Genomic DNA, 22,622 nt, shown 5'->3' with positions numbered 1-22,622 from the left:
CTTTCGCGTGACGCAATGCGGGGCTATACCGGGTGTTAAGTAACCCAATTGTTAGCGAGACCCATCATGTCGATCCGCCCGTGGCGCGATATCCACCGCCGCCAGAGCCGCCAGATCATGGTCGGCAACGTGGCCGTAGGCGGCGACGCACCGATCACGGTGCAGACGATGACCAACACCGACACGTCGGATGCGGTCGCGACGATCAACCAGATCCGCCGCTGCGAAGAGGCGGGCGCCGACATCATCCGTGTGTCGTGCCCCGATGTCGAAAGCACTGCCGCGCTGCGCCAGATCACCCGCGCCGCGCGCGTACCGATCGTCGCCGACATTCATTTCCACTACAAGCGTGCCCTTGAAGCCGCCGACGCGGGCGCGGCCTGCCTGCGGATCAATCCGGGCAATATCGGATCGAACGAGCGCGTGGCGGAGGTCGTGCGCGCGGCGAAGGCCAATGGCTGCGCGATCCGCATCGGCGTGAACGGCGGCTCCCTCGAAAAGCATCTGCTCGAAAAATATGGCGAGCCGTGCCCCGAGGCGCTGGTCGAATCTGCGATGGACCATATCAAGCTGCTGCAGGACCATGATTTTCACGAGTTCAAGGTCGCGGTGAAGGCGTCCGACCTGTTCCTGGCGGTCGCGGCGTATCAGCAGCTGGCGGAGATGGTCGACTGCCCGCTGCATCTGGGCATTACCGAGGCGGGCGGCTTCGTCGGCGGGACGGTCAAGTCGTCGATCGGCATCGGGTCACTGCTGTGGTTCGGGATCGGCGATACGATCCGCGTCTCGCTGTCGGCCGAGCCGGAAGAGGAAGTGCGCGTCGGGTTCGAAATCCTGAAGGCGCTGGGCATCCGCAATCGTGGCGTGCGCGTGGTGTCGTGCCCGTCCTGCGCACGGCAGGGCTTCGACGTGATCCGCACTGTGCAGGCGCTGGAGGAGCGGTTGCAGCATATCCGCACGCCGATGTCGCTGTCGGTGCTCGGCTGCGTCGTCAACGGTCCTGGCGAGGCGCGTGAGACCGATATCGGTATCACCGGCGGCGGCAACGGCAAGCACATGGTCTATCTGTCGGGTGTCACCGACCACCATGTGCAGGACGCCGACATGATCGAGCATATCGTCAAGCTGGTCGAGGCGAAGGCGGCGGAGATCGACGCGGCGAGCGCGGTGGTGCCGCAGGCGGCGGAGTAATCGAGGCATGCGTATCCCCGCCTGCGCGGGGATACGGTTGAAGCGGGCAGGATTTACGATCCCCCCAGCACGTTCACGCTGAACGCCACCACGCCCAGGTTGAACACGAACGCGATCAGGCAATGCCCGGTCACCGTGCGGCGCATGGTGCGCGAGGTGATCGACACGTCGGACGTCTGGAAAGTCATGCCAAGCGTGAAGGCGAAATAGACGAAATCCCAATAGTCCGGTTCGTCGGTCCCCGGCATGTCGATCCCGCCGCTGTCCCTGCCGGCATCGTCGGCGGTGTAGAACAGATGCGCGTAATGCAGCGCATAGATGGTGTTGGCGAAGGTCCAGGCGAGCAGCAGCGTCGCGACGACCAGCACGACGATGCCCGCACTGGGCGCGCCGCGCTGGCCCAGTTCGATCGCGATCGCGGTCAACAGGACGATGGCGATCGCCGCGCACAGCACCAGCAGCAGCCCGCGATTGGCGTCGTTGCGGATCGCCGCCTGCCGCATCCGCTCGGCCGAGGCACCCAGCAGCGACAGGCACGACAGCAGGAACACGACCGCGCCGATGTCGAACGCCAGCGGGATGCCGATCCGCCAGCCGAGTGCCGGCACCGACCAGCATCCGGCGGAAAGAGCCACGGCGGCAAAGGCGACGAAGCGGGCAGGGGCAAGGCGCTGGCCGAGGTGCAGGGGCATGGGGGCGGTGTATCGGAGGTCGGTGGTCTTGCAAATCCTCCCCGGCGCGGGGAGGGGGCCAGCGAAGCTGGTGGAGGGGGGCTTCGGCATATGGGGTCGTTGCGTTGCCCGGCGCACCCACTCCACCACCGCTTCGCGGCGGTCCCCCTCCCCGTGCCGGGGAGGATAAGGTTGCATCGCCGGGCCAGCTACGCGACAGCATCGCCATCCCGCCAACCTCGAAAGGTCCCCATGTCCGCCGCCCCGTCCTCGCTGCGCGCCTTCCTCATCGCCGGGGCCGGGATCATGGTCTACACGGTCATGGACGCGCTGATGAAGCAGCTGTCGATCGACAGCGGCGCATACAACGCGGTGCTGTGGCGGTCGGTGGCCGGGGCGGTGCTGTGCGGCGTCGTGTTCGTCGCGCAGGGGCGGCGCTGGCCGGTATGGGCGGTGCTGAAGCTGCACATCGGGCGCGGCGTGGCGGCGGGGTCGTCGGTCGTGCTGTTCTTCTGGGGGCTGGCGCGGGTGCCGATGGCGCAGGGGGTGGCGCTGACGTTCCTTGCGCCGCTGATCGCGCTGTACCTGGCAGCGTTCTTTCTGGGCGAGACGATCCGCCGCGCGGCGATCGTCGGGTCGCTGGTGGCGTCGATGGGCGTGCTGGTGATCGCGGGCGGCGAGGTGCAGGCGGACGCGTCGACGCAAGCCGTGCTGGGCAGTCTCGCCTGCGTCGCGGCATCGATCCTCTATGCCGCCAGCCTGATCCTGTTGCGGCAACAGGCGCAGGCCGCCGAACCGCTGGAAGTCGCGCTGTTCTCCAGCCTGGTCATCGGCGTGATGCTGTTGCCCGCGGCACCGTGGCTGGGCGCGCTGCCGGCACCGTCGCAATTCGGTGCGCTGATCGGGGCGGCGCTGCTCAACATCGCATCGGTCATGGCGCTGGCGTGGGCCTATGCACGGGCCGAGGCGCAGGTTCTGGCCCCGGTCGAATATAGCGCGTTCGTGTGGGCGGCGATCGCCGGCTGGGTCGTGTTCGGGGAGACGGTGTCGCTCTATACCGTGGTCGGCGCGCTGCTGATCGTCGCGGGCTGCATCGTCGCCGTCCGGCGGCGGGTGCCGGCGGTGCAGAGCGAGGCGGGGGCATGAGCGTCGATACCGCGCTGATCGATTGGGTAAAGGAGGCGATGGCCCCGGTCGGCCAGGTCAGCTTTCGCCGGATGATGGGCGGGGCGACGCTGTATCTGGGCGGGACGGTCTTCGCGATCGTGCTGGACGATGCGCTGTGGTTCAAGTCGGACGCGGTGGCCGATGCGACCTGGGACGCCGCCGGGTGCGAGCGTTTCACCTATGCGCGCAAGGACGGGACGACCGCGACGATGAACTATCGCCGGGCGCCCGACGACGTGCTGGATGATGGCGATGCGATGCGCGAATGGGGGGCGCTGGCGCTCGAGGCCGGGCGGCGCGCGCCGGTGAAGCGCAAGCGGGCGAAATAGGGCGGCGGCTAAGCCGAACCGCTACCCCTTCACATCGATGTTCATCGCGATCGAAATGCGGTCACGGCTTCCCTTGTGGGGACGCACGCCGTGGCGCAGCCAGGCGGGGAACAGCACGAGGTCGCCGGCGCGGGTCGGCAGGCGGCGTTCGTTGGACTGCGGCTGGCCATCGGTGCCGAGCATCCGGAAACCGGGCAGGCGCATCATCGTGACCGGAAAGCGTGGGTCTTCGAGATACAGTTCGCCGCCGGGATCGCCGTCGCCCGGATCGGTACCCATGTCGAGATAATAGACCGCCGCCCACAATATGCCGGGATGGGCGTGGCTCATGTTCAACGCACCGGGCGGGGACAGGTTGGCCCACATCCGCACGGTCCATTCGACGGTGGCGGGATCGCGCCCGTCGAAATGCGACGCGCGCCGGGCCATGCGGATGGCGAGGTCGGCCAGACGGGTAGCGGCGGGGCCGCCCCAGTGCAGCATGTCGGTGTCGCTATGCCAGCCGCCGATATTCGATCGGTTCACGCCATCGGCGTGGCCGGCGGCGCGCGACAGGATCGCGCGGCGCAGGTCGGCGTCGATCGCGGCTGCGTCCTGCACTTGCGCATGCAGGATCGGGGTTTCGAACAACCCCAATTGCGCGGCGCGAACGCGCAGCGCGTCGGGGGATAGCCCGGGGGCGGCAGGACCGTTACCGGTCGTCGCCTGCGCCATGACTATCCCCCCAGGCGTCGGATCAGCGGTTCGCCACGTCGGCGTCGTGCGGTTCCTCGCCCTGGGCCTTGGCAGCGTTATACCGCTCGATGGCCTCGAGCGTGATCTGCTTGGCCTCTTCGGCTCCGCCCCACGTACCGATCCGGACCCACTTCTTCTTTTCGAGGTCCTTATAGTGGGTGAAGAAATGCTCGATCTGTTCGAACACGATCTCCGGCAGATCGGCGCGTTCGCCGACGTTGCTGTAGTACGGGAAGGTCGAATCGACCGGCACGCACACCAGCTTTTCGTCGCCGCCGGCCTCGTCCTCGAGGTTCAGCACCGCGATCGGACGCGCGCGGACGACGCAGCCGGGGATGAAGGGCGAGCGCGACACGACCAGCGCGTCGAGCGGATCGCCATCGGGCGACAGCGTGTGCGGCACGAACCCGTAATTCGCCGGATAGCGCATCGGGGTGTGCAGGATGCGATCGACGAAGAGGGCTCCCGACGCCTTGTCGAATTCATACTTCACCGGTTCGCCGCCGGTGGGCACTTCGATGATGACATTCAGGCTGTTGGGCGGATCGTCGCCGACCGGCACCATGTCGATGCGCATTAATACTACTCCCTCATCTCACGCTGCAGCGCGGTAGACGCGCCCTTTACCCGTTATTCACGAACGGAGAAGCCGCTTTTCCTTGGAATCGTCACGGACACGTCCAACCGGTCCCGATGTGGGACCGGTCGGGGCGGTCTTTATTTGGCGGTGAGCAGACGGTCGAGACCGTTTTCGCCGTCGCCGACCTTCTCCAGACGCGGATAACGATGTCCTTCATTATAGGGGATCGCGATCTCGCGCACCGCATCGTCCATGCGGACGGTCAGGCGGATCGGGTCCTTCGACCCCTTGGCCGCGCCGACCGCATCGCGCAGCCGGTCGGGGGTGTAGGCGGTGCCGTTGACCGCGACGATGGTGGTGCCGGTTTCGAAGCCTGCCTTGAACGCCGGGCTGCCCCACGTCACGCTGCCGACCTTGCCTTCCTTGTTCGCGGTCAGGCCCAGCGAATAGGGCAGCGACACGCCGCCACCGCTCTTTTCGCGGCCCTTCAGATACGGCGTCGGGGTGTCGGTGTAGACGATGCGATAGCCATTGGCGGCAAAGCCGTCGATCGGCGCGCGATCGGTGCGGGCGTTCAGCCGCTTGTCGAGGAAGCCGGCCCAGTCATAGGGCTGGATCGTGTTCAGCGTCTTGACCACATCGGCCAGCGTATAGGGCAGGACGCCCCAGTCGCCGTCGCGCACGCCGAAGAAGGCGCGGGCAAAGTCGTCCATCGACTTGGTGCCGCCCGACTGCTTGCGCAGCATCGAGTCGACCTCCATCCACACCAGCAGGCCTTCGTTGTAATAATCCTCCGAGCGCTGCCAGCTGACCCAGCCCTTGGGACGGCGCGCGGTGATGACCGGATCGTTGGTGGTATCGATCAGCGGACGCCACTGGCGACCCTCGCGCGCGTCGAGGGCTGCGGCGATGTCGGCATAGGCGTCGAGCGTATCCTGCTTCGACACTAGGCCCGAGCGCGCCTGCAGCACATAGCCCCAGAACTGTGTCTGCCCTTCATAGACCCACAGCATCGAATTGCGCATCGGCATGCGGAAATCGGGGGTGAACAGGTCCGCGCCACGGCGATACTTGCCGTCCCAGCTATGCGTGAATTCGTGCGGCAGCAGGTTGCGTTCGCCGGGGCCGGCATTCCAGTCGGTGAAATAACCCGGATCCACGCCGTTTTCGGACGAACGGTGATGTTCGAGGCCGATCGACCCCATCTTGTCGGTGATCGACAGCAAAAACTCGTACTTGTCGTAATGCTGCGCACCGAACAGCTTCACCGCCTGTTCGACCAGCCGGGTGTGCGCCGCGATCTGTTCGGGGGTCGCGGCGAGTTCGGACGGCTTGTCGGCGACGACGTTCAGCCCGACGCGATCGGTCAGCGGGAAGCGCTTGAAATACTTGCCGGCGAACACCGGCGAATCGACCAGCGTTTCGTAGCTGGTGCGTTCATAGCGATAGACGCCGCCCTGCACCTTAGACGGCAGGCCCGATGCGGCGGTCCAGCCGGTCGGATACTTCACGCTCGCCTCGATCGGAATACGGCGGGTGTAATAGCCGGCCGGATAGAGGCTGACCGATTCGAACTGCAGGTTCAGCATTTCAGGCGTGACGACGATGCGCCCCTGTTCACCCTGCGTCGCGGTCAGGAACTGGAACTGCACGTCGAGATTCTTCGCACCCGCCGGCACGTCGATGTGGAAGGCGAACATGTCGAGCGTGTCGCGGGTCCAGGGCAGTTCGCGGCCACCCGCGCGCACGACCAGCCCGGCCAGCTTCTCGATCTCGCCGCGCGGCCCGTGCTTGCCGGGCAGCCATTTCGGCATGAGCAGGACCATATGGCCGCTGCGGGCGACCGGGATGGTTTCCTTCACGCGGAAGATGCCCTGCACGGTGTCGGTCGCATCGACGTCCAGCTTGATCGTGCCGGGATAATCGATGTCGCGCGCGGCGGGGACGGTATCCACGATCGGCAGCGGCTGGGGCAGGGTGTTGCCCGGCGGGTTGATCTGCTGTGCGGCGGCGGGAAGGGCGGTGGTGGTCAGCAGCAACGCGGCAAGAACGATACGCAAGGGCAGATACTTCCTTTTGAAAAGGATATGCTTCACCGGATGCTTACCATCGCGGGTGTAGCGGATTGCCCATGTATCAGCCCAACTCGATCAGCGCGCAAGCCGAACCCGACCAGCGCCCGCCATCGGCGGTATCGTCGGGCGTGGGACTGGCCGGGCTGGCCGGGCTGCTCGCGTGGGTCGCGGTCGCGTGGCATTACGGGATGGACGGGCCCTATGCGGCGCTGGTGAACGTCGCGGCCTGTGCGCTGCCGATGGTGCTGTGGTCGTTGTTGGTCGACAAGGTGCATCGCAATCCGTCGACCGGGATCGACTGGTCGAATGTGCGGCCATGGCGCGAGACTGTCGAGATCAGCCTGACCAAGCTCGCCGGGCTATGGATCACTTGGGGCCTGATCGCGGCGATCTATGCCACCGGGCGGTTTTACTGGGAGGGCGGCTTCGCCTTTTCGATGTGGGTGTTCGGGATGGCGGCGGTGCCGTTGTTCGTGCTGTCGATACCGTACATGCTCTGGATCGACCGGCGGCTGGTCGATCCGAAGGATGGCTGCTGGGCGCTCGGCGCATGGGCGATGCATCTGGACGAGCCGATCGACGCGCAAGCGATCTGGAATCATCTGCGCGGCTGGGCGGTGAAGGCGTTTTTCCTCGCCTTCATGCTGGCGATCGTGCCGCCGGGGTTCGGCGAGTTCATTCGCACGCAGCGCTCCGCCGTGCTGACCGGGCCGGTGCCGCTGGCGAACTGGCTCATCACGTTCATGTTCGTGATCGACGTGGCGTTCGCGACGGCGGGCTACATCCTCGCGATGCGGCCGCTCGACAGCCATATCCGCAGCGCCACGCCCTATGCGGCGGGGTGGTCGGCGGCGCTGATCTGCTATCCGCCGTTCATCCTGATGGCGAACGGCGGCCCGCTGGATTATCATCCGGGGACGGCGGACTGGACATACTGGTTCGCCGGTTATCCGGTGCTGCTGTGGATCGTCGGCGCGGTGCTGGTCGCGCTGACCGCGATCTATGCGTGGGCGACGATGGCGTTCGGATTGCGGTTTTCGAACCTGACGCACCGGGGCATCCTGACGCACGGGCCGTATGCGTTCAGCCGGCATCCGGCGTATCTGTCGAAGAACCTGTTCTGGTGGATTTCGACCATTCCGGTGCTGACGACGGCCGATAGCTGGACCTCGGCGGCGCGGAGTACCGCGATTCTGGCGTGTGTCAGCGGCGTCTATTACTGGCGCGCCCGGACCGAGGAATGGCATCTGGGGCAGGACCCGGTGTACCGGGCGTATAGCAACTGGATGCTGCGGCGGGGTTTGGTGACCAGCCTCTTCCGATCCTCCCCGGAACGGGGAGGGGGACCGTCCGCGTAGCGGATGGTGGAGGGGGCTTTCGGCAAGCGCTGACGTTGCGTTGTGTGGAGACCCCCCTCCACCATGCTGCGCATGGTTCCCCTCCCCGCGAAGCGGGGAGGATCTGTTTAGAAACTATACTCGTCGTACACTTTCGACAGGTTGCTGCCCCATTCGCCGGCGAACTTGTCGAGCATGACCTGCGCGGGCACCTTGCCCGACCGCACCACTTCGCGCAGCGGTTCGATAAAGCCGCTTTCGTCCTCGCCCGAAACGCTCAACCGGCGGCGGGCTCTGAGGCCCCGGCCGGCGATGTCCAGCACGTCGCCCGCGACATCGCGCAAGGTGCCGCCACCGGGCAGCGGCGCGTCTAGGCCGAGCGCGGGCACGCTGTCGCGCAGCCGCTGGCGGTCCTCGATCGACCAGCCCTTTACCAGATCCCATGCGGCATCCAACGCGCCCTGGTCGTAGAGCAGCCCGACCCACAAGGCCGGCAGCGCGCAGATGCGGCCCCATGGGCCACCATCGGCGCCGCGCATTTCGAGGAACGTCTTGAGCCGCACTTCGGGGAAGGCGGTGGAGAGATGGTCGGCCCAGTCGTCGATCGTCGGCTTTTCGCCCGGCAGGACCGACAGTTCCCCTTTCAGGAAGTCGCGGAACGACAGGCCGGCGGCGTCGATATAGCGGCCGTCGCGATAGACGAAGTACATCGGCACATCGAGCGCATAGTCGGCATAGCGGTCGTAACCGAACCCGTCCTCGAACACGAAGGGCAGCATGCCGGTTCGCGCCGGATCGGTGTCCGACCAGATGTGCGAGCGGTACGAAAGCTGGCCGTTGGGCAGCCCTTCGGTAAACGGCGAATTGGCGAACAGCGCGGTCGCGAGCGGTTGCAGCGCCAGCCCGACGCGGAATTTCTGCACCATGTCGGCTTCGCTCGAATAATCGAGGTTCACCTGAATGGTGCAGGTGCGCAGCATCATGTCGAGGCCCATGGTGCCGACGCGCGGCATATGGTTCAGCATGATGCCGTAGCGACCCTTGGGCATGATCGGCAGCTCGTCGCGGCGCTTGTCGGGCCACATGCCCAGCCCCAAGAAACCGAGGCCGAGTTCGTCGCCGACCGCCTTTACCTGATCCAGATGGCGGCCGGTTTCGGCGCAGGTCTGGTGCAGGTTTTCGAGCGGCGCGCCCGACAGTTCGAACTGCCCGGCGGGCTCGAGGCTGACCGATCCGTCCTTGCCGGTCAGCGCGATGACCTTGCCGCCCTCCTCGACCGGGCGCCAGCCGAAGCGTTCGAGGCCGGACAGCAGGTCGCGGATGCCGCCCGGTTCGTCATAGGACGGCGCGGCGTGGTCGCTGGTGCGATAGACGAATTTTTCGTGCTCGGTGCCGATGCGCCAGCGTTCCGCCGGCTTCTCGCCCCCGGCGAAATAGGCGATCAGTTGCGAGCGGTCCTCGATGACCGCTGCGTTGCTGTCCGAAACGGTCTTCGTGCTCATGATCGCGCCCATACGCGGGCCGACGGGCGCGCGCTAGAGGGCTGTGATTGCATGCGGCATAGTCGCGCTACCAGTCGCCGGCCGCCGCCATCCACAACGCGGTCGCCGCCGCCGCCGCCGTTTCCGCGCGCAGGATGCGGGGGCCGAGCGCCATGCCCACCGCCTGGGGATGGGCACGGACCTGTTCGCGCTCCTCCGGATCGAAGCCGCCTTCCGGCCCGATCAGGATCGCTGCCGGCCCCGGCCGGGCACGCATCGCGTCGAGCGCAGGCACGCCGCCGGTTTCGTCAGCGAAGAACAGCGCGCGGTCGGCGGGCCAGTCGCGTAGCAGGGCGGGCAACTTCACCGGTTCGACCAGCGTAGGCAGGGCGGTACGGCCGCATTGCTCGGCGGCCTCGACAGCATGGGTGCGCAGCCGGTCGAGGTTGAGGCGGTCGACCACCGTCCGCCGGGTCAGCACCGGCACGATCCGGTCGACGCCCAACTCGCATGCCTTTTCGATCACCCAGTCGATCCGGCCCTTCTTGGTCGGCGCAATGCATAGCCAGAGGTCGGGCACCGTCTCGCGCGGGCGCAGATGGTCGGCAACGGCAAGGGTCAGGTCACGCTTGCGCACCTCGGTCGCATGCGCCAGCCATTCGCCGGTCGCATCGTCGAACAGGCGTACGACGTCGCCGTCCTTCACCCGCATCACCGACAGCAGGTAATGCGCCTGCGCCCCGTCGAGGCGAATGCGTGCCTGGTCGGCGAGTGGTTGGTCGACGAACAGGCGGGGCGACGAATCGGGCGGCCAGGCGGGGGTAGCGGGCATGGTGCGGGGTTAGGACGCCAGCTTCATCAGCACCAGCCCGCACAGCAGCATCGCCGCCGCGACCAGCCTGAGCGGCGTGACGCTCTCGCCCAGCAGCGCGATGCCGACCACGAACGCACCCAGCGCGCCGATGCCGGTCCACACCATGTAGCTGGTGCCGAGCGGCAGCTGCTTCATCGCCAGCGACAACAACCCGAAACTGGCAAACATCGCGACGAAGGTCGCGACCGTCGGCCAGGGTTTCGAGAAGCCGTCAGAGAGCTTCATGTAATAGGCCCAGACGATCTCCAGCAGCCCGGCGATGGTGAGCAGCACCCATGGCATCAGTCGGGCGTCCCATCGCGCTCGACCCGATAGGCGGCGTCGAGATAGCGGTCGGCCGCGGCGCGCAATGCCGGGTCCTTCTCGAACGCCTCCGCCGGCGGCGGGGCGAAACCGAATGCGTCCATCAGCGTCCACAGCGCGAAGCGGCGCGAAGGATCGCGCTCCACGCCGAAATCGATGCCCATCCGCTCGCGCGCCGCATCCTGTTCGGCGGCGGTCATCTGGTCGGGATCGGTCGTGCCGAAATAATGGCGGAGCAGTTGGTCGAGGTCCATGGCACCCCCGTAGCGGCCCCGGCGACATGACGAAAGTTTAACGCAACCTGTGCCGGGCGTCGTCCGTAGATGCCGTCTCGATAGCTTTAGATGGAGACTGGACATGCGGTTCGTTGCTCTGTTCGCCGTACCCCTTGCGATGGTCGCGGCGCAGCCGGCCTTTGCCAAGGGATGCATTCGCGGCGCGATCGCCGGTGGTGTCGCCGGGCACATGGTCGGCAAGGGCCATGGCAAGATGGGCGCGGTCGCCGGCTGCATCGCGATGCACCACCATTATTCGAAGCAGGCGAAGGCACAGGCCGCCGCGAAGCGCTGAACGATCGCTGGGGGCTGACGAACGCCCTGTGCAAGCCGCCCCGTCCGTGGCAGCAGGGGCGGCATGTCGTTCCCAGCCTCTTCGCACGTTGCCGATACCGAATATCGCGGGCTGATCGCGATCCTGCCCGCCGCCGCCCGGCCGTTCGCGCTGCTCGCGCGGTTCGATCGGCCGATTGGGTGGTGGCTGCTCTATTGGCCCGGCGCGTGGGCGATGGCGCTGTCGGGCCGGGCGGCCGAGCGGTGGGACATGCTGCTGTGGTTCCTGCTCGGCAGCATCGCGATGCGCGGCGCGGGCTGCGTCTATAACGACATCGTCGACCGCGACCTCGACCGGCAGGTGGCGCGCACCGCGAACCGCCCGCTGGCGAGCGGGGCAGTGTCGCTAAAGGCGGCATGGGTCTGGCTGGTGGTTCTCAGCCTGATCGGTTTCGTCGTCCTGCTGCAGCTGAACTTCACCGCTGCTATCGTCGCGTTGGGCAGCTTGGTGCTGGTTGCGGCGTACCCGTTCATGAAGCGGATTACGTGGTGGCCACAGGCGTGGCTGGGCATGGTGTTTTCGTGGGCCGCGCCGGTCGCCTGGGCGCAGATGGCGGTGGGCGACTGGACGCCGCTGCTGTTCCTGTACGCCGGGTCGATCGCGTGGGTGATCGGCTACGACACCATCTATGCGTGTCAGGACATCGAGGATGATGCGATGGTCGGCGTGCGATCATCGGCGCGGGCGATGGGCGCGCGGGTGCGGCCGGGCGTGACGCTGCTCTATGTGATCGCCGTTGCCTGCTGGGCCGGTGCGGTGTGGCGGGTGTTCCCGACGCCGCTGGCGCTGGTCGCCCTGCTGCCCGCCGCGCTGCACCTGCTGTGGCAGGTGGCGACCCTCAAGCCCGACGACGGGGCAAACACGCTGCGGCGGTTCCGGTCGAACCGCGATGCCGGGTTGCTGCTGGTCCTGGGGCTGCTGACCGTGGGACAGGCGGCATGAGCGTTGCCGTGAGCGCCCCGGCTTCCCATCTCGCCCCCATGCTCGATCCCCAGACCGCCACCGACCGCGCCCAATCCGCTATCGCCCGCGCCCTTGGCCATGGCGCCGATTCCGCCGATGCGATCCTGGTCGCCGATACCGCGCTGTCGGTGTCGGTGCGGCTGGGGCAGTTGGAGGATGTCGGCCGGTCGGAAGGGGCGGAGCTGGGCCTGCGGGTGTTCGTCGGGCATCGATCGGCAAGCGTCTCCACCTCCGACCTGTCCGACGATGGCCTCGCCGCGCTTGCCGAACGGGTGGTGGCGATGGCGCGCGCCGCGCCCGAAGATCGCTGGGCGGGGCTGGCACCTGCCGAACGGTTGCTGCACGGCGCGCCGCCGCTGCTCGATCTGGACGACGGGGGCGAGGTCGCGCCGCAACTGCTGCGCGAGGCCGCGCTGGCGGTCGAGGATGCCGCGCGGAGCGTCACGGGCGTCAGCAATTCCGAAGGCGGATCGGCCGGCTACAGCCGCGCGGTTGTCGCGCTGGCGACCAGCCATGGCTTTGCGCAGGGCTATGCCGTCACCAGCCATGGCATTTCCGCGAGCGTGCTGGCGGGCGAGGGCGCGGCGATGCAGCGCGACCATGCCCATCATTCGGCGCGGCACCGCACGATGCTGGAGGCGCCTGAAATCGTCGGGCGGCGCGCCGGCGAACGCGCCGTGGCGCGGCTGAACCCGGTGAAGATCGATGGCGGGGCGATGCCGGTGGTGTTCGATCCGCGGGTCGGCGGCAGCCTGGTCGGCCATGTGCTGGGCGCGATTTCCGGCCCGTCGATCGCGCGCGGCACCAGTTTTCTGCGCGAGCATCTGGGCCATGCGATCCTGCCCGAGGGGCTGTCGATCATCGACGATCCGCATCGCCCGCATGGCCTGCGCGCGCGGCCGTTCGATGGCGAGGGGCTGGCGGTGTCGCCGATGGCGCTGGTCGAACGCGGCGTGTTGCAGACGTGGCTGCTCGACAGCGCATCGGCGCGGCAGCTGGGGCTGGAGCCGACCGGCCATGCCTCACGCGGGTTGAGTGGGCCGCCGGGGGTGACGACCGGCAACGTCCACTTGGCCGGTGGCGCGGGGAGCGTCGCGGCGCTGATCGAGGATATCGAGCGCGGTGTGCTGCTGACCGAGTTGATCGGGCAGGGGGTGAACGGCGTCACCGGCGATTACAGCCGGGGGGCGTCGGGCTTCCTGATCGAACGCGGCGAGATTACGCGGCCGGTGTCGGGCATCACCATTGCCGGCAATTTGCGCCCGATGCTGCTGTCGATGCGCGCGGCGGGCGATCTGGAGCATCGGCAGGGGGTCAACGTGCCGACCATCCGGGTCGATGGCATGACGGTGGCGGGTGGCTGACGCGGGCCTGCTCGACCAGGTAACGGCGATCGCCGGCGAGGCGGCCGCGCTGGCGCTGGCGAGCTGGCGGGGCGATTTCCAGACATGGGAAAAGGCGCCGGGCAATCCGGTGTGCGAGATCGACCTGAGCGTCGACCGGCTGCTGCGCGAACGGCTGAGCGCGCTGTTGCCCGAGGCCGGCTGGCTGTCGGAGGAGACGGCCGACGACGCGATCCGGCTGGCGCGGCGGCAGGTGTGGATCGTCGACCCGATCGACGGCACGCGCGACTATATTCGCGGGCGCGACGGATGGGCGGTGTCGGTTGCGCTGATCGAGGATTGCCAGCCGGTGCTGGGCGTGCTCGACGCGCCGGTGCGGCGGCAGCGCTGGACGGCCGCGGCGGGGCAGGGCGCGCGGATGAACGGCGAGCGGCTGGCGGTTAGCCCGCGCGTCGACTTCGCCGGCAGCCGCACGCCCGTCGACGCCCTGCCCAAGGCGGATCGCGACCTGTTGATGGTGGCCAAGCCCAATTCGATCGCGCTGCGCATGGCGATGGTGGCGAGCGGGGAGGCGGATTTTCTCGCCACGCTGCGCTGGGGCAATGAATGGGATGTGGCGGCTAGCATCCTGATCGCGCGGGAGGCGGGGGCGACCGTCACCGACGCGATCGGGCGCAAGCTCCGCTTCAACCAGCCACGCCCGCAGTTTTTCGGCGTGATGGCGGCCGCGCCGGGCATCCACGGCGCGGCGGTCGAACGGCTGCGCGAACGGGCGATCGTGGCGTTGGGGAAAAGGTGATGCTGCGACGGTTGCTGAATGTCTTTCAGCGCGCCGTCACACCGATCCCCAAGCCGGATTTGTCCGTTCTTCAGCAGGTTGGCGATGGCCCTGATCGTGCCCGGCTGTTGATCGGCCTGTGGTGGCAGGCGACCGGCAGCGACGTGAGGACCGGAAGCAATTCGCCGGATGCCGTGGCGGCGATGGCAGCACGGTACGACGTGACGTTACCCGCCGACTTCCATGCCTATCTCCTGCACGGTTGCCCGATCACCGAGGGCGGTCTGGATCATGAAATGGGTACATGGTGGCCTTTGGAACGTATCCGCAACCTGCCGGAGGAAGAGGGATGCGGTCCTGCGCCTGAGCTGCCCGGCGACGGAGCACGGCATCTGCTGTTCGCGGATCTCCTGATGTGGTGCCATGCCTGGGCGATCTCGTGCGAGCCGGGGCCGACCTATGGCCAGGTCGTTCGGGTCAGCGACAGGATTGTCGTGGTAGCGGATAGCTTTACCGATTTCGTCGAGCGCTATGTGCGGGATTGGAAATCGATCGGCTGACACCGGATCACCCGCCATTCATCGGCGTTGTGGCAAGTGATGGCGATGACGACGACCCTGCCCGACCGGAGCCGTATCGGCGCGATGGTGGTGACCGTCGCGTTGCATGTGCTGCTGGGCTGGGCGTTGATCGTCGGGCTGGGGGTGGATGTGGCGCGGACGGCGCAGAGCACGCTGGCGACGTTCGACATCGTGCCGCCACCGCCCGATCCGCCACCCCCGCCGCCGGTGCCGCAGGTCGTGCGGCAGGGGCGGCCCGAGGGGCGCGCCGCGCCGCCCAATATCCGGTCCAAGGCGACCGAGATCGTTGCGACGCCGCCGGTCGTGCCGCTGCCGGTGCCGCCGCCGGTCGTCACCGCCCCGGTCGCGGGGCCGGGCAATGACGCGTCGTCGGGCGCGACCGATCGGGTCGGGCCGGGAACCGGTGCCGGCGGCGTCGGCGACGGGCTGGGCAGCGGCGGCGAGGGCGATGGCGACGGCAGCGGCGGGGGCGACACGCCGCCCGAGCAAATCGGCGGGTCGTTGCAGGGTGCGCGGTTGCCGCCGGAGCTGGAGGAGAACGGCTTCGAAGGATCGGTCGAGGTGCGCTATATCGTCGAGACCAACGGGCGGGCGAGCGAGTGCCAGATCATGCGCTCCAGCGGCAACCGCGCGATCGATGCCGCGACCTGCCGGCAGGTGGAGCGCGCCTTCCGCTTCCGGCCCTCGTTGGATGGACGGGGGCGGCCGGTGCCGTCGGTGATGGTCCAGCGGCATTATTGGGATGTGGAACGCGACCGCTATTAGCGCGGATTTCGGGTCAAAGTTCACGAAGTTCACACTAGTGGCGCTTTTGTGCAGCGCGTGCTCTTGCGCAGCATTCGCAGCTGGCGGGATGCGGTGGATCGACGGTGAGAAAGAGCTGTGCGGAGGGTAGGCGTCGGCTGCTTTGTAGGAAAACGCTTTCGTTGGAGGGCAACCTTCCTGCGCAGGCCGGACCTCTGGGAAGATCGCCCGATTACCCGAAAACTCCCGTACCCCGGCGAAGGCCGCGGTCCAGTTGGGGAGGCATTTCCGTACTTTACCGATGTCCCCCCAACTGGGCCCCGGCCTTCGCCGGGGTACGAGGAGTGATTTTCGCGGAAGCCTTCCGGGGCGGGAATGAAGAACGGCGGGTTGGGAGGGAGGCGATCCGGCGTCTTGCCCGGATGTCCTGTCACGCGCCAAGATCGTCGAATGCTTCGCATCGCCCTTTCCCTGTCATGCGCGCTGGGCGTGGCCGGCTGTAGTTTGGCAAATGACTGCGCGTCGGGACTGATCCACAAGGCGTATGATCCGGGCAGCGACCGCTATGCCGTGGTCGAGGAACGCGATTGCGGGGCGACGACCGGAAAGGCGACGGTGGTGCGGGTCGGCCGGGCGAGCAGGTCGCCCGACGCGGCGGTCGAGGTGTTCGTCGCCGATGACGATCACGGCCTCGCGCGGGCGATGGAGTTTCCGAACATGGCGATCGGCGTCGTCTGGCGTCGGCCGGGCGAGCTGTCGATCGCCTTTGATTCAAAGGCCCGGGTGTTTCGGCGGCTCCCGACCGCCGAAGGGGCGCGGATCAGCTATATCTCCACCGAACCGATCGCCTTCCCCGGCGTGCCCTGACCGGCAAGGTAGACGGCCCCTATTCCTCGCCCTGATACTTGATCTGCAGGAACCGTTCGCGTGTCGCCAGGCTGTCGAGGTCGCCCTGCGCCAGTTGCTGGGTCATCGCCGCGATTTCGGTGTCGATGATCTTCAGCCCGTCGACCAGCTGCTGGTCGGGGGTGCGGCCGTTGCGTTCGACGCGGCGCAGCGGTTCGGGGACGCGCTGGTAGCCGCGGACCAGTTCGGGGAGCTGTTCGCCGACCAGCTTGCGGACTTCGGCCGCCGCCGGTTCGTCGTCGGGGAGGGTGGCAAGCTGCGCCGAGAGCGTGTCGAGCTTGATCCCGATCGCGTCGGCCAGCGTGATCGCGGGCGCGGGCAGGGCGGGGCGCTGGGTCGCGAGCCAGCGTTCGGTCTGCGCAGGGAGCGACTTGATCGGGACCTGCACCAGCGTTTCGACCGCGACCTCGCGCGTGACCGGCATCAGCGCGAACAGCGCGGTGGCGGCGATCAGCAGCGCCATGACCAGCATCGCGCCGCCCAACCCCAGCGGCACGAACCAGCCGAACACCAACGCCGCCAGCAGGATCGCGCCATCGGCGGCGGCGATGCGGCCGAGACGCCGCAGCACCTCCGCCTCGCGCCGACGCCGCGCGCGCGGGGCGACCTGCCCATGGCGTTCGCGGGCGCGCTCCAGCGTCAGGTTGGCGCGTTCGAGAACCTCGTCGCTGCGCGACATCGGCTTACATCGCCTCCAGCTTGAAGGTTTCGCCGCCCTGCGCATTTTGCGACGCGCCTTCGGCACGGGCGATGTAGCCGCGCGACTTCTCCACCTCGTTCGACAGGGTGCCGATGGTTGTCTTCATCGAATCCAGCGCCTTCAGCTTGAAGGTGTCGATCGCGTCCATCGTGTCATAGACATTCTGGAACGCGCGTTGCAGCACCTCGACCGGGATGGTCGAGGCGGCGGCCTGTTCATGGATCGTCGCGGTTTGCGACCGCAGCAGCTTGCCGGTCGAATCGATGATGTTGGCGGTGGTGGTGTTGAGCGCGGTGATCTGTTCGAGCACCAGCTTCTGGTTGGTCAGCGCCTGCGCGACCGTCACCGCCGTGCGCAGCGCGCCGACCGTCGTGGTGCTGGCGCGGTCGACCCCCTTCACCAGCTCGACGTTGTTCTTCTTGACCAGATCGAGCGCGAGATAGCCTTGCACCGTCACCGCCATCTGGGTCAGCAGGTCCTGGCTGCGCTGGCGGACGTAGAACAGCGCGGTTTCGCGGATCGCCTTCGCCTTGGCCGGATCGCTGTGGTCGAGTTCGTTGGCACGATCCTCCAGCTTCTGGTCCATCTCCTTCGACAGATAGATCATCTGTTCGAGGCGACCCATCGCGGTCCACAGGTTCGCGCGTTCGGTGTCGATGGCGGCATTGTCCATCAGCAGCTCGTCCTTGCCGGACTGGAGTCGCTTCAGGATCGAGGCGATGTGGCTCTGCGCGGATTTATAGCCGTCGAAATAATCCCGCACCTTGTTGCCGAACGGGATCATGCCGAACAGCTTCTTCGGTTCGAGCAGGTTGCCCTGGCGGCCCGGATCGAGGTCCTCGATCGTGCGGCGCAGCTGGGCCAGGTCGGCACCGACGCCCGATTCCTGGTCCATCGCCTTGACCGGACGGTCGAGGAAGCGGTTCGACTGGCCGGCGGCCTCGCGGATTTCACGGGCGCCCAGGTTGCTGATCGCATCGACCCGCTTGCCGAATTCGGGCGAATTGGCGTCCTGCGCCACCAGCTGGTCGATGAAGTCGTCGACGCGGCGCTGCAGTTCGGTGCGCTTGGTATCGTCGACGGGCACCAGTCCGGCGGCCTTGGCCGGCGCGACGGTCGGTACCGGATCGGGCGGGGTCAGCACCAGAGCGGGTTCTTCAGTCTGCGTCGCCATATATCCTCCACTTGGGCCCGCTTGATGCCATGCGGAGGCCACTCGATACAACTGTGGTAGGTAGATAATACACGGCCCAGTTGCAATGGCGGCGGCACCGACAGGCCGTGCAGCTCGCCGCAGCGCAGCGAACGGGGGACTTCCGGTTTCCAAGGAAATACGCTAAGCGCGCGGCCAATTGCACTCCCGCATGATCCAGGAAATACCATGAGCCTTCGCAACGTGGCGATCATCGCCCACGTCGATCACGGCAAAACCACGCTCGTCGATCAGTTGTTCCGTCAGTCCGGCACGTTCCGCGACAACCAGCGCGTCGAAGAGCGCGCGATGGATTCGAACGACCTCGAAAAGGAGCGCGGGATCACCATTCTCGCCAAGCCGACCTCGGTCGACTGGACCCCGCCGGGCAGCGATGAATCGATCCGCATCAACATCGTCGACACCCCCGGCCACGCCGATTTCGGTGGCGAAGTCGAGCGCATCCTGTCGATGGTCGACGGCGTCGTCCTGCTGGTCGATTCGTCGGAAGGCGCGATGCCGCAGACGAAGTTCGTGACCGGCAAGGCGCTGGCGCTGGGCCTGAAGCCGATCGTCGTGGTCAACAAGGTCGACCGCAGCGACGCGCGTATCCAGGAAGTGCTGGACGAAGTGTTCGACCTGTTCGTGTCGCTGGACGCCAACGACGAACAGCTCGATTTCCCGGTGCTCTATGCGTCGGGTCGCAACGGCTATGCCTCGACCGACATGGACGCGCGCGAAGGCACGCTGATCCCGATGTTCGAGACGATCGTCAGCCACGTTCCGGCGCCCAAGGTGGAAGTGGAGGACGTTCCGTTCACCTTCCTCGTCACGCTGCTGGACCGCGACAACTTCCTCGGCCGCATCCTGACCGGCCGCGTCAATTCGGGCACGGTGAAGCTGAACCAGCCGATCCACGCGCTGGATAACGACGGCAACATCGTCGAAACCGGCCGCGCGTCGAAGATCATGTCGTTCCGCGGCCTCGACCGCGTGCCGGTCGACGAAGCCAAGGCAGGCGACATCATCTCGCTGGCCGGCCTGACCGTCGCGACCGTGTCGAACACGATCTGCGACCCGCAGGTCACCGAGCCGCTGCACGCGCAGCCGATCGATCCGCCGACGCTGTCGATGCGCTTCGCCGTCAACGATTCGCCGATGGCGGGCCGTGAAGGCACCAAGGTCACGTCGCGCATGATCCGCGACCGCCTGTTCCGCGAAGCCGAATCGAACGTCGCCGTGAAGGTGACCGAAGCGGCCGATCGCGACAGCTACGAAGTCGCGGGTCGCGGCGAATTGCAGCTGGGCGTGCTGATCGAAACGATGCGCCGCGAAGGGTTCGAGCTGGGCATCAGCCGCCCGCGCGTGCTGTTCGGCGAGGACGAGGACGGCAAGAAGACCGAGCCGTACGAAACCGTCATCATCGACGTGGACGAGGAATATTCGGGCACGGTCGTCGAGAAGATGAACCTGCGCAAGGCCGAGATGACCGACATGCGCCCGTCGGGTGGCGGCAAGACGCGCATCACCTTCTCGGCACCGTCGCGTGGCATGATCGGCTATCACGGCGAGTTCCTGTCGGACACGCGCGGTACCGGCATCATGAACCGGCTGTTCGAGAAGTATGGCCCGCACAAGGGCCAGATCGAAGGCCGCAAGAACGGCGTGCTGATCTCGAACGGCGCTGGCGAAGCGCAGGGCTATGCACTGGGTCCGCTCGAAGAGCGCGGCATCCTGTTCGTCGGCCACGGCGAAGCGCTGTACGAAGGCATGATCATCGGCGAGAACGCCAAGACGGATGACCTCGAGGTCAATCCGATGAAGGCGAAGCAGCTGACGAACTTCCGCGCATCGGGCGGCAAGGACGACGCGATCCGCCTGACCCCGCCGAAGAAGATGACGCTGGAACAGGCGATTGCCTATATCGACGACGACGAGATGGTCGAGGTGACGCCGAAGAACATCCGTCTGCGCAAGCGCCATCTGGACCCGCATGAGCGGAAGAAGGCGAGCCGGGCCAAGGCCGCAGCGTAAGCTCGGCCGAGCCTAAAGGCTCGCCCGGCCGGCCTTGCTATAAGCAAGGACCGACGACGTGGCTTCGCCACGTCGGGCCACCAGAAACAGAAGCGGCCCCGGAAGCGATTCCGGGGCCGTTTCTGTTCGAAAGGGTCTTTTATGCCGGGCAGTCGCGAAGAAGCGGAACCGCGGATCAAGGCCGGGCCAGCCCGGCGGCTACCTCCTCAACTCGTCGGTGCCGGTTCCCGCAGCAACGGGATCAGCTCGCGATTCAGATCGTCGAGGTCCATCGCCCCGGCCTTCGCGTAACGGACGACGCCCTGTCGATCGATGATGTAGTTGGTCGGCACCGCCGGCACTTCGCGCGAAATGCCCTTGATCCCCTTCGCCGGGGTGATTGCCAGCGCGGCGAACAGTGCCTTCATCTTGTAGATCGGCACCGATCCTTCGGTGGTGACCGCGAACACGCGGGCGCCGTGCTTGCTGATCTGGCGGTAATAGGCGTCGAGCAGCGGCAGTTCGGCGCGGCAGGGTACGCACCATGTCGCCCAGAAATTGACGACGATGACCTCGCCACGATGTTCGGCGATGGTGGTCCTGGTCCCGTCGGCCAATGTCAGTTCGATCGGCGGCGCGGGCTGGCCGACCTTCAATTCCTTTGCGGCGGCCGGCGTCGCGGCGAGCAGCGCGGCGAGCGGCAGAATCCAGTTACGCATCGATTGTCTCCCCCGCGCGCAGTGTTCTTCGCGCCGGCGTCGCCGTCAAGCGGGCGTCACAGCAGCGCCCACCCGACAACCGCCCCGACCGCAACGACGGCCGGCGTTACCCAGCCACCCTTCAACCGCCAAGCCATCGCCAGCGCGACCGCGAACAGCACCGCCGCTGTTATTGTTGCGTCCACCCGCGCGCCGGTCGCCACGCCCAACTGTACGAAGGTCGCGGCGATGATCCCGACGACCGCCGCCGCCACGCCGGTCAGCGCGTGGCGGAGCGATGGCGCATCGACGATCCCCTCCAGCCGTTCGAAGAACAGCAGCGAGAAGGCAAAGGCGGGCAGGAACATGCCGAGCGTGATCGCCAGCGCGCCGCCGATGCCCCCCGCGACATAGCCGACGAAGGTCGCGAAGATGACGAGCGGCGCGGGGATGACATTGGCAAAGGCCACCCCGTCGAGGAACGCGGCGTCGCCGATCCAGCCGCGCCCGACCGTATCGGCGCGGACATAGGGGACGGCGGTGTAGGCCCCGCCAAAGGTCAGCAGCCCGCCCTTCAGCCCGGCGATGAAGAGCGCGAGGATGGTCAGCGGTGCCGCCGCCGATGCGACCGGGGCGGACGCGCTGATCGTCAGCGCGGCGATGGCGGCGGCGATGCCGGACAAGCCGATCGCTATGGCCACGGCCGGACGATCCTTCGCGGCATAGACGCCGCCGCCGACCAGCAACGGTATCCAGAAGGGCACGCCGACCAGCGTCGCGGCGACCGCCGCCAGCGCGATGGCGACCAGCAACCGGTCCTCGACGACATGCTGCCCGATCCGCACCACCGCGCGCAGGATGACGGCGAGGATCGCGACCTGGATACCGAGCAGCAGCCCGCCCGGCGCGCCGCTCCCCTGCACGACACCGACATAGAGCCAGCCGACCAGCAGCATCAGGCAGAAGCCGGGCAGCATGAAGCCGAGGCCAGCGAGCAGCCCGCCGATCCGCCCGCGCGCCAGCACGCCGAAATGGACGCATAGCTCGTGCGCCTCCGGCCCCGGCAGGATCTGCAACACCGCCAGCAGCCGGTTGAACCGCGCCTTGTCGATCCAGCGTTCCTCCTCGACCAGTGCCTGCCGCAGCATCGCGATCTGCGCCACGGGGCCGCCAAAGGCGAGACAGCCGAAGCGCAGGAACTTGCCGAACAATGCGAGGAGCGACAGGGCAGGGGGACGGGGCGGGGTGGTATCCATGGGGTACGCTCCTAGGGGCCGCCACAGGCGGCCGATGGAGCGGAGCTTGGGCGGTTGGCCCGCCTGAACGGGCGTCCGCGCTGGCCCGTGCGCGAA

General features: G+C 67.3%; 24 protein-coding genes. 12 read left to right on the top strand and 12 right to left on the bottom strand.

The features are described from left to right. Positions 1–66: 66 nt before the first annotated feature. The gene (gene ispG, locus ASE58_RS02355) at positions 67–1,191 is read left to right on the top strand and encodes a flavodoxin-dependent (E)-4-hydroxy-3-methylbut-2-enyl-diphosphate synthase (RefSeq protein WP_055817530.1); all 1,125 of its coding nucleotides are present in this window, start codon (positions 67–69) and stop codon (positions 1,189–1,191) included. Between the two features lie 53 nt (positions 1,192–1,244). Here ispG and ASE58_RS02350 read toward each other — a convergent pair whose 3' ends face one another. Further along, entirely contained in the window at positions 1,245–1,883 is a 639-nt protein-coding gene (locus ASE58_RS02350; protein WP_055817528.1) for a DUF1345 domain-containing protein, read from the bottom strand. A gap of 231 nt (positions 1,884–2,114) precedes the next feature. Here ASE58_RS02350 and ASE58_RS02345 point away from each other — a divergent pair, with 231 nt between their 5' ends. Then, positions 2,115–3,008, top strand: a complete 894-nt coding sequence (locus ASE58_RS02345) for a DMT family transporter (protein WP_055817526.1) — start codon at positions 2,115–2,117, stop codon at positions 3,006–3,008. Beyond that, complete coding sequence (locus tag ASE58_RS02340; RefSeq protein WP_055817524.1) at positions 3,005–3,358, top strand: TfoX/Sxy family protein; 354 nt, start codon at positions 3,005–3,007, stop codon at positions 3,356–3,358. The genes ASE58_RS02345 and ASE58_RS02340 overlap by 4 nt, the downstream gene beginning before the upstream one ends. A gap of 21 nt (positions 3,359–3,379) precedes the next feature. On the opposite strand, the gene ASE58_RS02335 is transcribed toward ASE58_RS02340, so the two are convergent. The 3 genes from ASE58_RS02335 to ASE58_RS02325 all read right to left on the bottom strand — a co-directional run bounded on the left by ASE58_RS02335 (position 3,380) and on the right by ASE58_RS02325 (position 6,733). Further along, on the bottom strand, positions 3,380–4,072 hold the full coding sequence (locus tag ASE58_RS02335; protein WP_055817522.1) for a TIGR02466 family protein: 693 nt from the start codon (positions 4,070–4,072) through the stop codon (positions 3,380–3,382). A 22-nt stretch (positions 4,073–4,094) separates the two neighbouring features. Then, positions 4,095–4,670: an inorganic diphosphatase gene (ppa, locus tag ASE58_RS02330; RefSeq protein ID WP_055760226.1), complete on the bottom strand. Its 576-nt coding sequence runs from the start codon at positions 4,668–4,670 to the stop codon at positions 4,095–4,097. Between the two features lie 140 nt (positions 4,671–4,810). Continuing rightward, on the bottom strand, positions 4,811–6,733 hold the full coding sequence (locus ASE58_RS02325) for a M61 family metallopeptidase (RefSeq protein ID WP_443024629.1): 1,923 nt from the start codon (positions 6,731–6,733) through the stop codon (positions 4,811–4,813). Between the two features lie 71 nt (positions 6,734–6,804). Here ASE58_RS02325 and ASE58_RS02320 point away from each other — a divergent pair, with 71 nt between their 5' ends. Continuing rightward, positions 6,805–8,106: a methyltransferase family protein gene (locus ASE58_RS02320; RefSeq protein WP_055817520.1), complete on the top strand. Its 1,302-nt coding sequence runs from the start codon at positions 6,805–6,807 to the stop codon at positions 8,104–8,106. A 107-nt stretch (positions 8,107–8,213) separates the two neighbouring features. On the opposite strand, the gene ASE58_RS02315 is transcribed toward ASE58_RS02320, so the two are convergent. The 4 genes from ASE58_RS02315 to ASE58_RS02300 all read right to left on the bottom strand — a co-directional run bounded on the left by ASE58_RS02315 (position 8,214) and on the right by ASE58_RS02300 (position 10,997). Further along, a complete protein-coding gene (locus tag ASE58_RS02315; RefSeq protein WP_055818130.1) occupies positions 8,214–9,587 on the bottom strand; it encodes a glutamate--cysteine ligase in 1,374 nt (457 codons plus the stop codon). 67 nt (positions 9,588–9,654) lie between these two features. Beyond that, the gene (locus ASE58_RS02310; RefSeq protein ID WP_055817518.1) at positions 9,655–10,398 is read right to left on the bottom strand and encodes a 16S rRNA (uracil(1498)-N(3))-methyltransferase; all 744 of its coding nucleotides are present in this window, start codon (positions 10,396–10,398) and stop codon (positions 9,655–9,657) included. Between the two features lie 9 nt (positions 10,399–10,407). Then, positions 10,408–10,722: a DMT family transporter gene (locus ASE58_RS02305; RefSeq protein WP_055817516.1), complete on the bottom strand. Its 315-nt coding sequence runs from the start codon at positions 10,720–10,722 to the stop codon at positions 10,408–10,410. Beyond that, complete coding sequence (locus tag ASE58_RS02300; RefSeq protein ID WP_055817515.1) at positions 10,722–10,997, bottom strand: hypothetical protein; 276 nt, start codon at positions 10,995–10,997, stop codon at positions 10,722–10,724. The genes ASE58_RS02305 and ASE58_RS02300 overlap by 1 nt, the downstream gene beginning before the upstream one ends. A 103-nt stretch (positions 10,998–11,100) precedes the next feature. Between ASE58_RS02300 and ASE58_RS02295 the strand changes: the two genes are divergently transcribed. The 7 genes from ASE58_RS02295 to ASE58_RS02265 all read left to right on the top strand — a co-directional run bounded on the left by ASE58_RS02295 (position 11,101) and on the right by ASE58_RS02265 (position 16,628). Beyond that, complete coding sequence (locus ASE58_RS02295; protein WP_055760240.1) at positions 11,101–11,313, top strand: hypothetical protein; 213 nt, start codon at positions 11,101–11,103, stop codon at positions 11,311–11,313. A gap of 63 nt (positions 11,314–11,376) precedes the next feature. Next, positions 11,377–12,294, top strand: coding sequence for a 4-hydroxybenzoate octaprenyltransferase (ubiA, locus tag ASE58_RS02290; RefSeq protein WP_055817513.1), 918 nt, complete (start codon positions 11,377–11,379; stop codon positions 12,292–12,294). Between the two features lie 38 nt (positions 12,295–12,332). Continuing rightward, a complete protein-coding gene (locus ASE58_RS02285) occupies positions 12,333–13,679 on the top strand; it encodes a TldD/PmbA family protein (protein ID WP_055817511.1) in 1,347 nt (448 codons plus the stop codon). Next, positions 13,672–14,457 (top strand): inositol monophosphatase family protein, encoded by a 786-nt coding sequence (locus ASE58_RS02280; RefSeq protein WP_055760247.1) that lies wholly within the window; start codon positions 13,672–13,674, stop codon positions 14,455–14,457. The genes ASE58_RS02285 and ASE58_RS02280 overlap by 8 nt, the downstream gene beginning before the upstream one ends. After that, positions 14,457–14,996, top strand: coding sequence for an SMI1/KNR4 family protein (locus ASE58_RS02275; protein WP_055817509.1), 540 nt, complete (start codon positions 14,457–14,459; stop codon positions 14,994–14,996). The genes ASE58_RS02280 and ASE58_RS02275 overlap by 1 nt, the downstream gene beginning before the upstream one ends. 45 nt (positions 14,997–15,041) lie before the next feature. Beyond that, positions 15,042–15,782 carry an energy transducer TonB gene (locus ASE58_RS02270; RefSeq protein WP_082467622.1) on the top strand — a complete coding sequence of 247 codons (741 nt, stop codon included), beginning with the start codon at positions 15,042–15,044 and terminating at the stop codon, positions 15,780–15,782. 483 nt (positions 15,783–16,265) lie between these two features. Beyond that, positions 16,266–16,628 (top strand): hypothetical protein, encoded by a 363-nt coding sequence (locus tag ASE58_RS02265; RefSeq protein WP_156347564.1) that lies wholly within the window; start codon positions 16,266–16,268, stop codon positions 16,626–16,628. 19 nt (positions 16,629–16,647) lie between these two features. Here ASE58_RS02265 and ASE58_RS02260 read toward each other — a convergent pair whose 3' ends face one another. Then, complete coding sequence (locus ASE58_RS02260; RefSeq protein WP_055817506.1) at positions 16,648–17,346, bottom strand: hypothetical protein; 699 nt, start codon at positions 17,344–17,346, stop codon at positions 16,648–16,650. A 4-nt stretch (positions 17,347–17,350) separates the two neighbouring features. Then, complete coding sequence (locus ASE58_RS02255) at positions 17,351–18,541, bottom strand: toxic anion resistance protein (protein ID WP_055760260.1); 1,191 nt, start codon at positions 18,539–18,541, stop codon at positions 17,351–17,353. Between the two features lie 207 nt (positions 18,542–18,748). Here ASE58_RS02255 and typA point away from each other — a divergent pair, with 207 nt between their 5' ends. Further along, the gene (typA, locus tag ASE58_RS02250) at positions 18,749–20,593 is read left to right on the top strand and encodes a translational GTPase TypA (protein ID WP_055760264.1); all 1,845 of its coding nucleotides are present in this window, start codon (positions 18,749–18,751) and stop codon (positions 20,591–20,593) included. Positions 20,594–20,799: 206 nt separating this feature from the next. Here typA and ASE58_RS02245 read toward each other — a convergent pair whose 3' ends face one another. After that, positions 20,800–21,291 (bottom strand): TlpA family protein disulfide reductase, encoded by a 492-nt coding sequence (locus ASE58_RS02245; protein WP_055817504.1) that lies wholly within the window; start codon positions 21,289–21,291, stop codon positions 20,800–20,802. Positions 21,292–21,347: 56 nt separating this feature from the next. Then, positions 21,348–22,526, bottom strand: a complete 1,179-nt coding sequence (gene chrA / locus ASE58_RS02240; protein ID WP_055817502.1) for a chromate efflux transporter — start codon at positions 22,524–22,526, stop codon at positions 21,348–21,350. Positions 22,527–22,622 lie beyond the last annotated feature (96 nt).

Origin of the sequence: Sphingomonas sp. Leaf9, assembly GCF_001421355.1 — a bacterium.
Classification (GTDB): domain Bacteria; phylum Pseudomonadota; class Alphaproteobacteria; order Sphingomonadales; family Sphingomonadaceae; genus Sphingomonas.
The sequence above is the reverse complement of the archived record's forward strand: the minus strand, read 5'-3'. Positions and strand labels throughout refer to the sequence as shown.